Annotated in this window: 13 protein-coding genes; 6 read left to right on the top strand and 7 right to left on the bottom strand. The window is 70.0% G+C overall.

Features of this window, described 5'->3' with window-relative positions; all coding sequences use genetic code 11:
• Positions 1-192 precede the first annotated feature (192 nt).
• Entirely contained in the window at positions 193-1,761 is a 1,569-nt protein-coding gene (dacB, locus tag ACIPSA_RS37660; RefSeq protein WP_402643143.1) for a D-alanyl-D-alanine carboxypeptidase/D-alanyl-D-alanine-endopeptidase, read from the bottom strand.
• 124 nt (positions 1,762-1,885) lie between these two features.
• On the opposite strand from dacB, the gene ACIPSA_RS37655 reads away from it, so the two are divergent.
• Both ACIPSA_RS37655 and ACIPSA_RS37650 read left to right on the top strand, forming a co-directional pair.
• Positions 1,886-2,377 (top strand): inorganic diphosphatase, encoded by a 492-nt coding sequence (locus ACIPSA_RS37655; protein WP_402643140.1) that lies wholly within the window; start codon positions 1,886-1,888, stop codon positions 2,375-2,377.
• Between the two features lie 105 nt (positions 2,378-2,482).
• On the top strand, positions 2,483-4,150 hold the full coding sequence (locus tag ACIPSA_RS37650) for a threonine/serine exporter ThrE family protein (protein ID WP_402643137.1): 1,668 nt from the start codon (positions 2,483-2,485) through the stop codon (positions 4,148-4,150).
• A gap of 4 nt (positions 4,151-4,154) precedes the next feature.
• Here ACIPSA_RS37650 and ACIPSA_RS37645 read toward each other — a convergent pair whose 3' ends face one another.
• Positions 4,155-5,105, bottom strand: coding sequence for a VTT domain-containing protein (locus tag ACIPSA_RS37645; protein ID WP_402643134.1), 951 nt, complete (start codon positions 5,103-5,105; stop codon positions 4,155-4,157).
• Between the two features lie 140 nt (positions 5,106-5,245).
• Here ACIPSA_RS37645 and ACIPSA_RS37640 point away from each other — a divergent pair, with 140 nt between their 5' ends.
• Positions 5,246-5,611 (top strand): YbjQ family protein, encoded by a 366-nt coding sequence (locus ACIPSA_RS37640; RefSeq protein ID WP_402643131.1) that lies wholly within the window; start codon positions 5,246-5,248, stop codon positions 5,609-5,611.
• 21 nt (positions 5,612-5,632) lie between these two features.
• Here ACIPSA_RS37640 and ACIPSA_RS37635 read toward each other — a convergent pair whose 3' ends face one another.
• Positions 5,633-6,394, bottom strand: coding sequence for a MerR family transcriptional regulator (locus ACIPSA_RS37635; protein WP_402643128.1), 762 nt, complete (start codon positions 6,392-6,394; stop codon positions 5,633-5,635).
• Between the two features lie 131 nt (positions 6,395-6,525).
• Between ACIPSA_RS37635 and ACIPSA_RS37630 the strand changes: the two genes are divergently transcribed.
• Entirely contained in the window at positions 6,526-7,812 is a 1,287-nt protein-coding gene (locus ACIPSA_RS37630; RefSeq protein WP_402643125.1) for an ion channel protein, read from the top strand.
• Positions 7,813-7,917: 105 nt separating this feature from the next.
• Positions 7,918-9,330, top strand: coding sequence for a glutamate decarboxylase (locus tag ACIPSA_RS37625; protein WP_402643123.1), 1,413 nt, complete (start codon positions 7,918-7,920; stop codon positions 9,328-9,330).
• A gap of 30 nt (positions 9,331-9,360) precedes the next feature.
• On the opposite strand, the gene ACIPSA_RS37620 is transcribed toward ACIPSA_RS37625, so the two are convergent.
• From ACIPSA_RS37620 to ACIPSA_RS37605, 4 genes are all read right to left on the bottom strand, one after another.
• Positions 9,361-10,002, bottom strand: coding sequence for a PadR family transcriptional regulator (locus tag ACIPSA_RS37620; protein WP_402643120.1), 642 nt, complete (start codon positions 10,000-10,002; stop codon positions 9,361-9,363).
• Between the two features lie 25 nt (positions 10,003-10,027).
• Entirely contained in the window at positions 10,028-10,576 is a 549-nt protein-coding gene (locus ACIPSA_RS37615) for a DinB family protein (protein WP_402643119.1), read from the bottom strand.
• Between the two features lie 108 nt (positions 10,577-10,684).
• Positions 10,685-12,145 (bottom strand): aldehyde dehydrogenase family protein, encoded by a 1,461-nt coding sequence (locus tag ACIPSA_RS37610; protein WP_402643116.1) that lies wholly within the window; start codon positions 12,143-12,145, stop codon positions 10,685-10,687.
• 165 nt (positions 12,146-12,310) lie between these two features.
• Positions 12,311-13,135: a helix-turn-helix domain-containing protein gene (locus tag ACIPSA_RS37605; RefSeq protein WP_402643277.1), complete on the bottom strand. Its 825-nt coding sequence runs from the start codon at positions 13,133-13,135 to the stop codon at positions 12,311-12,313.
• A 355-nt stretch (positions 13,136-13,490) separates the two neighbouring features.
• Between ACIPSA_RS37605 and ACIPSA_RS37600 the strand changes: the two genes are divergently transcribed.
• Positions 13,491-13,967 carry an ATP-binding protein gene (locus ACIPSA_RS37600; RefSeq protein ID WP_402643113.1) on the top strand — a complete coding sequence of 159 codons (477 nt, stop codon included), beginning with the start codon at positions 13,491-13,493 and terminating at the stop codon, positions 13,965-13,967.
• The last annotated feature ends 38 nt before the right edge of the window (positions 13,968-14,005 follow it).

The following is a 14,005-nucleotide window of genomic DNA, read 5'->3' as shown; positions in this document are numbered from 1 at the left end:
CGTACGTGAGCGTTCCCACTTGGGGCAGGCTGTGAGGGCTTGGCGGGGCTGGCGTGCCTTGTTCGGTGCCCGGGGTGGAACGACTGCCCACGGCGGTTGGGGCACGCGGCGAGGGCAGGCTGCGAGAGCAGGCGGTCGGCGGTGCCGGCACGCGGTGGCCGCAGGCCGTCCGGGCGCGGCACCGCGTCGCCCCTATCCGCAGCCGCAGCCCGCGAGCGCGGTCGCGGTTCTGTCCAGTGCCGCCTGGGCGTCCAGCGGGCTCGTCGTGTCCGAGGCCAGGAAGGCGAAGGCCAGGAGGCGGCCGTCCTGGTCGACCACCGTGCCGGCCAGCGTGTTGACGCCCGTCAGGGTGCCCGTCTTGGCCCGTACGATGCCCGCCGCGCCATCCGTGTAGCGGGCGGTGAGGGTGCCGGTGAAGCCTGCCACGGGAAGGCCGGTGAGGACCGGACGGAGCTCGGGGTGGTCCGCCGAGCCCGCCTTCACGAGGAGGGCCGTCAGCAGGTCAGCGGTCAGTCTGTCGTCGCGGTTGAGGCCGCTGCCGTCGTGGAACCGCGCACCGGACATCGGCAGGCCCAGCTTCTTCAGCCGGGCGGCGATCGCGCCCCCGCCGCCCGCGAAGTCCGCCTTCGCGCCGCTCGCGAGGGCCGTCTGGCGTGCCAGGGCCTCGGCGATGTCGTTGTCGCTGTTGGTCAGCATGCGTTCGACCAGGGCGGACAGCGGAGGCGAGGAGACGGTGGCGAGGGTGGTCGAGCCGTGGCCGGCCTTGGAGGGGCCGGGGGGCGTCGTCCTGATTCCGGCGTCGCCGAGGAAGCCGGCGAACTTGCGGGCCGCGTCCGCCGCCGGGTCGGACACCCGGGCGACCGGACCGCTGGTCGAGTCGTCGGTCCTGCCTTCGTCGGCCATCAGGGCGCTGACCGGGGCGAGGTTGTCGTTGACGCCGATGGGGTGGATCGCGGAGCCCGCGTACAGGGTGGTGTCGTAGGAGAGGGTGACCTTCCGGACTCCGCGCTTCTTCAGGGCGGCGGCGGTGTCGTCGGCCAGCGCGCGCAGGCTCGCCCAGTCGTCCGCCTTCTTGCGGGCGGTGAGGGTCGGGTCGCCGCCGCCGACCAGGACGAGTTCCTTGGTGCCCGGCACCAGGGCGGCCCGGGTGCTGAAGCGGTGGTCGGCGCCCAGGGCGGAGAGGGCGGCGACGGCGGTGGCGATCTTCGTGGTGGAGGCGGGGGTGAGGGCCGTGCCGGCGCCGGAGCCGTACAGGCGTTTGCCGCTGGTCACGTCGACCACCGCCGCGGTGTGGACGCCGCCGAGCGCCGGGTCGTCCAGGAGCGGGGCCAGGACGTCCGCGAAGGGCTTTCCGGCCGGCGGGGCGTTCTTGGTGTGCACGGTGTTCGTGCCGCCGCCCAGGCCCGCCAGGACGGATCCGGCGCTGGGGGCGGGCCGGGGTGCCCTGGACGCCGTACCGGAGGTACGGCCGTGATCTGCGCCACCTGCCCGCTCCTGCCCGGCGGCCCAGTCCCGCTCGGCCGTACGCTGGCCGCTGGCGTCCCAGGGGCCGGCCGCGGTCACCACACCGGAGGCCAGCGCCAGCCCGACGGTGGTGGCGCCCGCGATGTACTGCCAGGTCCTGACGGACCGCGGGCGGGGAGGCCGCACGAGCGCCGCGAGCCGTGGTCCCACGGCGCGTGACACCCGTGCGACCTGTGGCTTCGCGGTCGCCGCGGCCCGTGCCAGACGTGGTCGTACGGCACCCGCGATCCGCGCCACATGCGGTCTCGCGGCGCGCCAAGGCCTCAGTTCTGGCACAACCACCAGCCCCTTTCGCGATCACACACCAGCGTGAGGGACACTTAATCACCAGAACTATGTGCTGATCATGGAGGAGCCACCGGTGGAGTTCGACGTCACGATCGAGATCCCGAAGGGTTCGCGGAACAAGTACGAGGTGGACCACGAGACCGGTCGGATCCGCCTGGACCGTCGCCTCTTCACCTCGACCGCCTACCCGACCGACTACGGATTCGTCGAGAACACCCTCGGCGAGGACGGCGACCCGCTGGACGCGCTGGTCATCCTGGACGAGCCGACCTTCCCGGGCTGTCTGATCAAGTGCCGCGCGATCGGCATGTTCCGCATGACGGACGAGGCGGGCGGCGACGACAAGCTGCTGTGCGTGCCGGCCACCGACCCGCGTGTGGAGCACCTGCGCGACATCCACCACGTGTCGGAGTTCGACCGCCTGGAGATCCAGCACTTCTTCGAGGTCTACAAGGACCTGGAGCCCGGCAAGTCGGTCGAGGGTGCCAACTGGGTGGGCCGCACGGACGCCGAGCTGGAGATCGAGCGGTCGTACAAGCGCTTCAAGGACCACGGCGGTCACTGAGACACCTGCCGTACGAACGGGCCGCACGCGCACGCGTGCGGCCCGTTCGCATCCCTGTGCGCATACTGAGGCTTGTCGGACTGTCGTACAGGGAGTGCTGCTTCAGTGACGGACGCGGAGGACCGCAAGCCGCAGTCGGACGAGGCCAGGAGCGCCTACGACTCCGAGGTCACGTCCGAGTTCGCCGTTCCGAAGGGACTCGCCGTCCCCAGAGGCGGCGGTGAGTCCGAGACGACCTCCGAATTCGCCCTGCCCGAGGGACTGGCCGCCCCGCAGCCGCCCGGCGCCGAGCCGGAAGGGTCCGCGTTCAGCGTGCCGAACACGTACAGCGCCAGACAGGCCCCGCCGGTCTTCACCCCGCCGGAGGGCATACCGGCCGTCAGCCTGATCAAGGATGCGCCCTGGCAGGACCGGATGCGCACGATGCTGCGCATGCCCGTGGCGGAGCGGCCGGCGCCGGAGCCGGTGCAGAGGGCGGAGGAGGGCGGCCCGGCCGTCCCGCGCGTGCTCGACCTGACCCTGCGCATCGGCGAGCTGCTGCTGGCGGGCGGCGAGGGCGCGGAGGACGTGGAGGCCGCGATGTTCGCGGTCTGCCGGGCGTACGGCCTGGACCGCTGCGAGCCGACCGTCACCTTCACGCTGCTGTCGATCTCGCACCAGCCGTCCCTGGTGGACGACCCGGTGACGGCGTCCCGGACGGTGCGCCGCCGGGGCACCGACTACACGCGTCTGTCGGCCGTCTTCCGGCTCGTGGACGACCTCACCGACCCGGACACCCACGTCTCCCTGGAGGAGGCCTACCGGCGCCTCGCGGCGATCCGCCGCAACCGCCACCCGTACCCCGGCTGGGCGCTGACCGGGGCGAGCGGGCTGCTGGCCGCCGCGGCCTCGGTCCTGGTCGGCGGTGACCTGATCGTGTTCGTGGCGGCCGCGCTGGGCGCGATGCTCGGCGACCGGCTGGCGTGGCTGTGCGCGGGGCGCGGGCTGCCGGAGTTCTACCAGTTCACGGTGGCCGCGATGCCGCCCGCGGCGATAGGCGTGGCGCTCACGCTGGCGAACGTCGACGTGAAGGCGTCCGCGGTCATCACCGGTGGGCTGTTCGCGCTGCTGCCCGGGCGGGCGCTGGTGGCGGGCGTGCAGGACGGCCTGACCGGCTTCTACATCACCGCGGCGGCGCGCCTGCTGGAGGTCATGTACTTCTTCGTCGGCATCGTCATCGGCGTGCTGGTCGTCCTGTACTTCGGCGTGAAGGTGGGCGGCACGCTCAATCCGGACGCGGCGCTGGACATCTCCGAGCGGCCGCTGGTGCAGATCGCCGCGTCGATGCTGCTGTCGCTGACGTTCGCCGTACTGCTTCAGCAGGAACGATCCACCGTGCTGGCGGTGTCCCTCAACGGGGGCGTCGCCTGGTCGGTGTACGGCGCGATGCACTATGCGGGCGGCATCTCGCCGGTGGCCTCGACGGCCGTGGCGGCGGGGCTCGTGGGGCTGTTCGGACAGTTGCTGTCACGGTACCGGTTCGCGTCCGCGCTGCCGTACACGACCGCGGCGATCGGGCCGCTGCTGCCGGGTTCGGCGACCTACTTCGGGCTGCTGTCCATGGCGCAGAACGAGGTCGACAAGGGGCTGGTGTCGTTGGCCAAGGCCGCGTCACTGGCCATGGCCATCGCCATCGGGGTGAACCTGGGGTCGGAGATCTCGCGGCTGTTCCTGCGGGTGCCGGGCGGCACCGCCGCGGTACGCCGGGCCGCCAAGCGGACGAGGGGCTTCTGAGGGCCTACTGCTGGTTGTACGGGTACTGCTGCTGGTAGCCCTGCTGCGATCCGTACGGCTGCTGCTGGTCGTAACCCTGGGGGTACTGCTGCTGGTCGTAGCCCTGCGGGTGCTGGTGCTGGTCGTAGCCCTGCGGGTGCTGGTGGGCGTAGGGCTGCTGCTGGGACTGCCCGTAGTACTCGTCGTAGCGCTGGTCCGAGCCGTACGGCTGCTGCTGCGGCTGCTGGTACTCCGGCTCGACGCGGCGCAGCCGGGTCGTGGCGTCGTCCATGACCGGGGCCTGGGGCTGCTGGAGGGGCTGCTGCCGGGCCGGGGGCTCGGCGGGCGGGTTGTTCTTGTTCTTGGAGCGGGCCCGCAGGAACTCGATGGCGATCGGGACCACCGAGACGAGGACGATCAGGATGAGGATCGTCTCGATGTTCTTGTTGACGAAGCCGATGTTGCCCAGCCAGGAGCCGAGCAGGGTCACGCCCGCGCCCCACAGGGTGCCGCCGATGACGTTGAAGATCAGGAACGAGCGGTACTTCATGCCGCTGACGCCGGCGATGATCGGCGTGAACGTGCGCACGATGGGCACGAAGCGGGCCAGGACCAGGGACTTCGGGCCGTACTTCTCGAAGAACTCGTGCGCCTTGGTGACGTTCTCCTGCTTGAAGAGGCGGGAGTCCGGGCGGTTGAAGAGGGACGGGCCCACCTTCTTGCCGAACATGTAGCCCGCCTGGTCGCCGAGGACCGCGGCGAGGCAGATAAGGGCGATCGCGCCCCACAGCGGGAAGTCCAGGTCCCCGGACGTGATCAGCAGACCGCAGGTGAAGAGCAGCGAGTCACCCGGCAGGAAGAACCCGATCAACAGGCCCGACTCGGCGAACACGACCAGGAGCAGGCCCCAGATGCTGTACGTGTTGAGAAGAGTGTTGGGGTCCAGCCAGCTCGGGCCGAGGGCGAGCGTCGTCACGGTTCCGGGCTCCTGAGGGGTGAAGGCGGTACGGCGTCCTTGGTACGGCCGCACAAAGCTATCAACGCAATGTGTCCACCCCAGGTTCCACCGGTGCCTCCAGGATGCACTGTGCGTCGGCTGGCACAAAGCTGTGAGCCATGGGTATCGACGAATACGGCGGCGGCCAGGGGCCCCAGTCGGATGTGCTGGTCGTGACCACCAATGACGTGCCCGGGTACGTGGTGCAGCAGGTCATCGGCGAGGTCTTCGGGCTCACCGTGCGCTCCCGGCACCTCGGCAGCCAGATCGGCGCGGGTCTGAAGTCGATGATCGGCGGCGAGCTCAAGGGGCTCACCAAGACGCTCGTGCAGACCCGTAACCAGGCCATGGAGCGGCTGGTGGAGCAGGCACGCGCGCGTGGCGCCAACGCGGTGCTGATGTTCCGCTTCGACGTGACGGAGGCGGCGGACGTCGGCACGGAGGTGTGCGCGTACGGGACGGCGGTGGTCCTGGCCCGGGTGTAGACCTCATCCCGGGCCAGGGGATCACGCCTGGTGCCGGTCGGCATTCGCCGCGATCGCCTCGCTCAGGTGATCGGCGAGCCCGGGCCGCATGCCGTCGTAGAACGCCTTGAAGCGCTCGTCGGCGACGTACATCGCGCCCAGACAGCGGTGCATGGTGTGCGGGCACTCGTAGAACCACTTGCCGATGTGCCGGCGGTGCTCCTCGGCCAGGTCCATGGCCGCCTCGCCGGACGGCTGCCCGCCGTCGGTCATGAGGGCGACGTAGCGCTGCGTCCAGTCGTCGACCTCGGCCTGCAGGCGCTTCCAGTCCTCCTTGGTGTAGCGGGCGGCGCGGCGCTGCGACTCCGCGTACGCCTCGGTGCCGCCCCACCGCTGCTCCGCCTCCTCGGCGTACTGCTCGGGGTCCTTGTCCCCGAAGACCTCGAACCTCTCCTCGGGTGTGAGGTTGATGCCCATCGTGCGTGCCTCCATGGCGTGCTCCACGGCCGCGGCCATCTTCTGCAGCTTCTCGATCCGGGCGGTCAGCAGTTCGTGCTGGCGGCGCAGGTGTGCGCGCGGGTCCGCGTCCGGGTCGTCGAGCAGGGCCGCGACCTCGTCGAGCGGGAAGCCGAGCTCCCGGTAGAACAGGATCTGCTGCAGCCGGTCCAGGTCGGCGTCGCTGTAGCGCCGGTGGCCCGCGTGGCTGCGCTCGCCCGGGGCGAGCAGGCCGATCTCGTCGTAGTGGTGCAGGGTGCGCACCGTGACTCCGGCGAAGCCGGCGACCTGCCCCACGGAGTAGCTCACTTCCGCTCCTTCTCTCGGTATGCGCTCCACGGTGGGCCCTCACGTGACGTGAGGTGCAAGCCCGTTTTCCGGAGTGCCCCGCCCGCATCCCTCCGGATGTTGCGCCCGTTTCGTCCCTTTATGGTGAGCCCGTGGCCCAGGACTCCGCGCAGCAGGCGCTCCCCACCGCTCCCGCCACCCCCGCGCGCGCCCTGCTGCCGCTCATCCTGCCCGCCCTCCTCGTGGGCGTGGTGTCGAGCCTGCTGTTCGTCGGAGTGAGCGTGGCGGCCGAGAAACTAAAGGGCGTGCTGTGGCAGAACCTGCCCGACGCCCTGGGAATCGGCCGATACTCCGTACTGTGGATCTTCGTCATGCTCACCGCGACCGGCATCGCGGTCGGACTGGTGGTGTGGAAGGTGCCGGGGCACGCGGGGCCCGACCCGGCCACCATGGGGCTGAACGCGCCCGCGCTGCCGCCCGTCGTGCTGCCGGGCCTGCTGCTCGCGGCGGCCCTGATGCTCGCGGGCGGTCCCAGCCTCGGCCCCGAGAACCCGATCATCGCCGTGAACATCGGGCTGGCCGTGTGGCTGGGCCCCCGGTGCCTGCCCCGGCTGCCGGGCGGGCTGTGGGTGGCACTGGCGGAGGCGGCGACGCTCGGCGCGCTGTTCGGCACGCCGGTGGGGGCGGCCCTGGTCATATCCGAGGCGCTGGCCGGGCAGCAGATCAAGGGGCTGCTGTGGGACAACCTCTTCGCTCCCCTGGCCGCCGCCGCGGCCGGCGCCCTGACGACCGACCTGGTCCACCACGCGTCCCTCGACCTCCATCTGCCCCCGATCGACAAGCCGTACGAGGGCGACGTGCTGGCGGCGGTCGTCGTCGCGACGGTCGGCGCGCTCCTCGGCATGTGCGCCGTCCACGCCTTCCCGTACCTCCACACGGCCTTCCAGCGGCTGCGGCACCCGATGCTGATGCTTCCGGCGGGCGGGCTCGTCCTGGGCGCGCTGGGGGCCCTGGGAGGCCCGCTGACGCTCTTCAAGGGTCTGGACCAGGTCGCGGAGCTGGCGCGCGACCCGGAGGGCTGGACGGCCGGGCAGTTCGCCACGATGACGGTGGTGAAGCTGGCCGCCCTGACGGTCGCCGCGACCTGCGGCTTCCGCGGCGGCCGGATCTTCCCCGCCGTGTTCGTGGGCACGGCCCTCGGCCTGTGCGCCCACGCCCTGGTGCCCGGCGTACAACCCGCCGTGGGCGTGGCGGCCGGCGTGCTGGGCATGCTCCTGGCCGTCACCCGTCAGGGCTGGCTGAGCCTGTTCACCGCCGCGGTCCTCGGCGCCTCGCCGGCGATCCTCATCCTGCTGTGCATCGCCTCACTGCCGGCCTGGCTGCTGGTGACGGGGCGGCAGCAGATGCAGCTGCGGCCGGACGGGACGGCGATCCGGTGAGCGACCGAACAGCCCACCCCTTCTTCCCCTCTTGACCGCACTTTCTTCCTCTCTCGACAGCCCCTTTCTCGACAGCCCTTTCTTCCCCTCCGAGGAGAAACGAACATGGCACTGCACAAGGGTCCGGAGAAGCACGAACAGCGGACCGTGTCCATCAACCCGTTCTACGGGGAGGCCAATCCGGTCGTCGGCATGACCGAGGCCCCGCCGACGCACCGGCTCCCGGACGCGCCGCTGCCGCCCAACACGGCGTATCAGGTGGTGCACGACGAGCTGATGCTGGACGGCAACTCCCGGCTGAATCTGGCCACGTTCGTCACCACCTGGATGGAGCCGCAGGCGGGGATCCTGATGGCGGAGTGCCGCGACAAGAACATGATCGACAAGGACGAGTACCCGCGCACGGCCGAGCTGGAGAAACGCTGCGTGGCCATGCTCGCCGACCTGTGGAACGCGCCCGATCCCTCGGCCGCCGTGGGCTGTTCGACGACCGGCTCCAGCGAGGCGTGCATGCTCGCCGGGATGGCGCTCAAGCGGCGCTGGGCGCAGCGCAACGCCGACCGCTACCCGGCGCACGACGTGCGGCCCAATCTCGTCATGGGGATCAACGTCCAGGTCTGCTGGGAGAAGTTCTGCAACTTCTGGGAGGTGGAGGCCCGCCTGGTCCCCATGGAGGGCGACCGTTACCACCTGGACCCGCAGGCGGCGGCCGAGCTGTGCGACGAGAACACCATCGGGGTCGTCGGCATCCTCGGCTCCACCTTCGACGGGTCGTACGAGCCGATCGCGGACCTGTGCGCCGCCCTGGACGCCCTGCAGGAGCGCACCGGCCTCGACATCCCGGTGCACGTGGACGGGGCGTCCGGCGCCATGGTCGCGCCCTTCCTGGACGAGGACCTGGTCTGGGACTTCCGGCTCCCGCGCGTGACCTCGATCAACACCTCCGGCCACAAGTACGGCCTGGTCTACCCGGGCGTCGGCTGGGCGCTGTGGCGGGACAGGGAGGCACTGCCCGAGGAGCTCGTCTTCCGCGTCAACTACCTGGGCGGCGACATGCCGACCTTCGCGCTGAACTTCTCCCGCCCCGGCGCCCAGGTGGTCGCGCAGTACTACACGTTCCTGCGGCTGGGCCGCGAGGGCTACCGGGCCGTGCAGCAGACCACGCGGGACGTGGCGACCGGGCTCGCCGAACGGATCGAGGCGCTCGGCGACTTCCGGCTGCTGACCCGGGGCGACGAACTGCCGGTGTTCGCCTTCACCACCGCCCCGGAGGTGACGTCGTACGACGTCTTCGACGTCTCCCGGCGGCTGCGCGAGAGCGGCTGGCTGGTGCCCGCGTACACCTTCCCGGCCAACCGGGAGGACCTGTCCGTCCTGCGGGTGGTGTGCCGCAACGGCTTCTCCCAGGACCTCGCCGACATGTTCGTCGAGGACCTGGGCCGGCTGCTGCCGGAGCTGCGCCGGCAGCCGCATCCGTTGACCCGGGACAAGGAGGCGGCCACCGGCTTCCACCACTGACGCCGGAGGCCGGGGAACGGCCGGACCCGATCAGCGGTCGTCCTCCGGATGCCGTTCCCCCGTCGCGTACGGGTTCTCCTGCCCCTCCGCCAGGACGCCCACGAAGGGCTCGCCCTCGCCGGCGAAGGTGTAGGCACCGCGTTCGAGGCGCTCGATGAGCCCGCGGGTCCAGGCGGCGTCCGAGTCGGCCGTGTGGACCCACAGGTTCATGATCTCGCCGATGTGCCCCAGCTTCTCGGGGCCGTCCTCGGGGATGTAGTGCTCGGTGACGGCGGCCCGCCACTGCTCGATCCGGCGGATCCGCTCCTTGAGCAGGGCCACCGCCTCGTCCCGCGGCAGCTCGACGAGGAAACCGATGGCCGCCGACTGGATGTCCGTCTTCTGGTCGTAGGAGACCAGGGACTCCCGCAGCAGCCCGAAGAACTCCTCGGTCCCCCGGTCCGTGATCTCGTACTCGGTCCGCGGCGGGCCCCCGGCCGTGGACGGTGCGATCTCGTGCGCGTGCAGGAGTCCCTGCTTGGCCATCTGCTTCAGGGCGTGGTAGATCGAGCCGGGCTTGGCGTTGGACCACTCGTGCGCGCCCCAGTACTCCAGGTCGTTGCGCACCTGGTAGCCGTGGGCCCGCCCGTGCTGGCGGACGGCGCCCAGCACTAGGAGACGGATCGCTGACATGCGGTTCAGCGTATGACCAACGGGGTCAGCCCCAGGACGTGCCCTGCTCCTGGGCCACCAGCTCGAACGCCGTCTTCCCGTCAAGCGACTCGCGGATGATGTCGGCGTGGCCGGCGTGCCGTGCCGTCTCACGGATCAGGTGAAGGACCAGCCAGCGCATGGAGACGGTCTCGTCCGGCGGGAACCAGGGGTCGTTCGGCAGCGGGAAGGTGTCGTCGAGGCTGGGCACGGACCGGACGAACTTCTCGGTCTCGGCCGCGACCTCCTCCCAGTACGCCAGTTGCTGGGCGACGGTCTCGCCCTCGGCCAGCGCGAAACACTCGTGCCAGTTCGACTCGTCCCGCTTGACCGCCGGCGGCTCGCTCTTGGCGCGGGCGACCCAGCCCTGCTCGACCTCGGCCACGTGCTTGACCAGCCCGGCGAGGGACAGTTCGCTGGCGCTGGGCCTGCCGGTGGCCTGCTCGTCCGTCAGCCCGAGCACCGCCCGCCGGATGCCTCCGCGCTGCTCGGCGAGGAAGGAGAGCAGCGCCCCCCGCTCGTCGCCCTGCGCCTCGGCTCGCACGTGAGTGACCATGACCGGCCCCTTTCATCGGGTCCAACGGCTTTCTCTTGCCTGACATCGATGACGTTACGGACCCTTGCGGTCAGCTTCTGTCCTCAAGTCGGCAGGGCCTGTCCGGTCCTAGAACGGGAACGCGGTCCGCCCGTGCTGCACCGAGATCCACTTCAGCGTGGTGAAGGCGTCCAGGGTCGTCTCGCCGTTGAGCCGGCCGATGCCGGAGTGCTTCTCGCCGCCGAAGGGGACGAGCGGCTCGTCGTGGACGGTGCCGTCGTTCACATGGAACATGCCGGTGTCGACCCGCTTGGCGAACGCCACGCCCCGCTCGATGTCGGCCGTGTGGACGGCTCCGCTCAGGCCGTACGGGGTGTCGTTGACGATGCGGACCGCGTCCTCCTCGCCGTCGAACGGGACCAGCAGGGCGACGGGGCCGAAAATCTCCTTGTGCAGGAGCGAGGAGTCGGTCGGCACGTCCGTCAGGACGGAGGGCTCCACCAGGTTGTCGGTCGTCGTGCCGCGCACCAGGACCGTGGCGCCCTCGGCGACGGCCTGCTCGATGGCGGCCGAGATCGCGTTGGCCTGAAGGGAGTTGATGACCGGGCCGATGACGGTCTGCGGGTCGCTCGGGTCGCCGGTCTTCAGGGTCCTGACCTTGGCGACGAACTTCTCGGTGAACTCGTCCGCGACCGAGCGGTCCACCAGGACACGGTTGGCGGCCATGCAGACCTGGCCCTGGTCGACGTACCGGCTGAAGACGGCCGCGTCGACCGCGTAGTCGATGTCCGCGTCGTCGAGGACCACGAGCGCGCTGTTTCCGCCCAGTTCGAGGACCGTGCGCTTGAGCTGCGCGGCGCAGACGGTGGCGATGTGCCGGCCGACCTTGTCGGAGCCGGTGAAGGAGATCAGTTTGGGGACCGGGTGCTCTATGAAGGCGTCGCCTATCTCGGCTATGTCGGTGAGCACGACGTTCAGCAGGCCGGGCGGCAGACCCGCGTCCTCGAAGAGCTTCGCGATCAGCGTGCCGCCGCAGATCGGGGTGTCCTGATGCGGCTTGAGGACGACGGCGTTGCCGAGGGCGAGGGCCGCGGCGACGGGCTTGATCGACAGCAGGAAGGGGAAGTTGAAGGGGCTGATCACACCCACCACGCCGACCGGGACGCGGTAGAGACGGTTCTCCTTGCCGTCGATCGGCGACGGCAGGAGTCTGCCCTCGCCGCGCAGCGCCAGCTGGGCCGCCTCGCGCAGGAACTCCTTGGCGAGATGGATCTCGAATCCCGCCTTCAGGTGCGTGCCGCCGAGCTCGGCGATGATCATCTCGGTGATCTCGCCCTCCCGCTCCTCGACCAGGCGCAGGACCTTCTCGAAGAAGACGCGGCGGGCGTAGGGGTTGGTGTCGGCCCACTCCTGCTGGGCACGGGCGGCCGCCCGGTAGGCCTCATCGACCTCGTCGATGGTGGCTATCGTGATCGAGGCCAGCTTCTCGCCGTCGTACGGGTTGAAGTCGATGATGTCCCAGGAACCGGTGCCCGGGCGCCACTCACCGTCGATGTACTGCTGGGCCAGGTCGGTGAAGCAGGACGACATGTGATCCCTCGATCCCCTTACTGCCTAAGCAGTCGAGACAGACACCCGATCAACTTCACGATCCGATCGGTCTTATATGACTGATCACACGTCATCGTACTTGTGTTTACGGTGAGTTGTGGCGTCACCTGGGGAAACGAGCGTGCGAAGTCAAGACCTCGAAAGTCAGGAGAGCTGCAGCAGCCCCCGCAGCAGGTCCCGGCTCTCGTCCGGCCCGGGACTGTCCTGCTGAAGCTCCTTGAGGGCCTGCTCGTACTGGGCGACGTCCTCGCGCTTGTCCAGATACAGCGCGCTGGTGAGCTGCTCCAGATACACGACGTCGGACAGATCCGACTCCGGGAAGCTGAGGATGGTGAACGCGCCGCTCTCCCCGGAGTGGCCGCCGAAACTGAACGGCATGATCTGCAGCCGCACGTTGGGCCGCTCGGAGATGTCGATCAGGTGCTGGAGCTGGTCGCGCATCACCTCGCGGTCGCCGTACGGCCGGCGCAGGGCGGCCTCGTCGAGGACGATGTGGAAGTCGGGGGCGTTCTCGGAGACGAGGTACTTCTGCCGCTCCAGGCGCAGCGTCACGCGCCGCTCGACGTCGGCGACGCTCGCGCCTTTCATTCCGCGCCGGACGACCGCGCGGGCGTACTCCTCGGTCTGCAGCAGACCGTGCACGAACTGCACCTCGTACGCCCGGATCAGCGAGGCGGCGCCCTCCAGGCCCACATAGGTGGGGAACCAGCTCGGCAGCACATCGGAATAGCTGTGCCACCAGCCCGCGACGTTGGCCTCCCGGGCGAGGGAGAGCAGCGACTCGCGCTCCACCTCGTCCGTGATGCCGTACAGCGTCAGCAGGTCCTCGACATCCCGTGTCTTGAAGCTCACCCGGCCCAACTCCATCCGGCTGATCTTCGATTCCGAAGCGCGGATCGAGTACCCGGCCGCCTCACGCGTGATCCCCCGTGCCTCTCGCAGTCGCCTGAGTTGCGAGCCGAGCAGCATGCGCCGCACCACCGATCCGGGCTCTCCCGCGCTCACGTTCGCCAGCCTCCCCAACCCGTCTTCAGGGCCCGAAGTCTGCCACTAAAACACTTCGAGCAGTACTCGTCTGGTTACGGAAACGGAAAGAGGCCAAAGTTTCCGCACAGGAAGATGCAAGTCAGCGGTGAGCCAAGTGCATGAAGTTGGCGGAAAAAATGGCCAACAAGCGGTACGGGAGCGCTCAATTCGGTCTCGTGCACGTGCATCTGCCCTTGCATCTGCTGTGCGCATCCGAAAGCATGGTCTCGCGCCACCGCTGCATCGCAACGACCGCGAATTCCCGGGAGTGCCTCGCATGGGGACGAATGGATCGACCATGCTCGAGCCGTTACGGCAGGGCCTTCCGCCGCTGGACCCCGCGGCCGTGTCCAACGCCGCCTCCTGTGCTCTGCCCGCCCGCTACGAAGCGGTGCGCGAGGCCCGGCTGTTCACCCGCAGAACGCTCGACCAGTGGGACGTGGGCGACCGCTTCGACGACATATGCCTGGTCGTCTCGGAACTCGTCACCAACGCCCTGCGGCACGCGCTGCCGGGCGACGCCGGCTGCGGCGGGGAGCAGACCCCGTCCGTGCGGCTGCACCTGATGCGGTGGACCGAGCGGCTGGTGTGCGCGGTGCGTGATCCCAGCCACGACACCCCGGTCGCCCGTAACTCGGACGACTTCTCCGCCGAGTCCGGCCGCGGGCTGTTCCTGGTCGACTCCTTCAGCGACAGCTGGGGCTGGCACCCGCTCGCGGGCACGCTCAACGGCAAGGTCGTCTGGGCGCTGTTCCGGCTCCAGCCGGCCGAATGACGAAACGCGACGTCGTCCGACGTCGCGTTTCTACGCGC

It is taken from the genome of Streptomyces sp. NPDC086549 (genome assembly GCF_044746205.1).
Classification (GTDB): domain Bacteria; phylum Actinomycetota; class Actinomycetes; order Streptomycetales; family Streptomycetaceae; genus Streptomyces.
Note: the sequence above shows the minus strand (reverse complement) of the source record. Positions and strands in the feature narration are given on the sequence as shown.

Coding starts and splice junctions, on each gene's coding strand:
- ACIPSA_RS37625 (WP_402643123.1), top strand. CDS start 7,918: ATGGCACTGCACAAGGGTCCGGAGAAGCACGAACAGCGGACCGTGTCC.
- ACIPSA_RS37640 (WP_402643131.1), top strand. CDS start 5,246: ATGGGTATCGACGAATACGGCGGCGGCCAGGGGCCCCAGTCGGATGTG.
- ACIPSA_RS37605 (WP_402643277.1), bottom strand. CDS start 13,135: ATGCTGCTCGGCTCGCAACTCAGGCGACTGCGAGAGGCACGGGGGATC.
- ACIPSA_RS37620 (WP_402643120.1), bottom strand. CDS start 10,002: ATGTCAGCGATCCGTCTCCTAGTGCTGGGCGCCGTCCGCCAGCACGGG.
- ACIPSA_RS37610 (WP_402643116.1), bottom strand. CDS start 12,145: ATGTCGTCCTGCTTCACCGACCTGGCCCAGCAGTACATCGACGGTGAG.
- ACIPSA_RS37600 (WP_402643113.1), top strand. CDS start 13,491: ATGCTCGAGCCGTTACGGCAGGGCCTTCCGCCGCTGGACCCCGCGGCC.
- ACIPSA_RS37615 (WP_402643119.1), bottom strand. CDS start 10,576: ATGGTCACTCACGTGCGAGCCGAGGCGCAGGGCGACGAGCGGGGGGCG.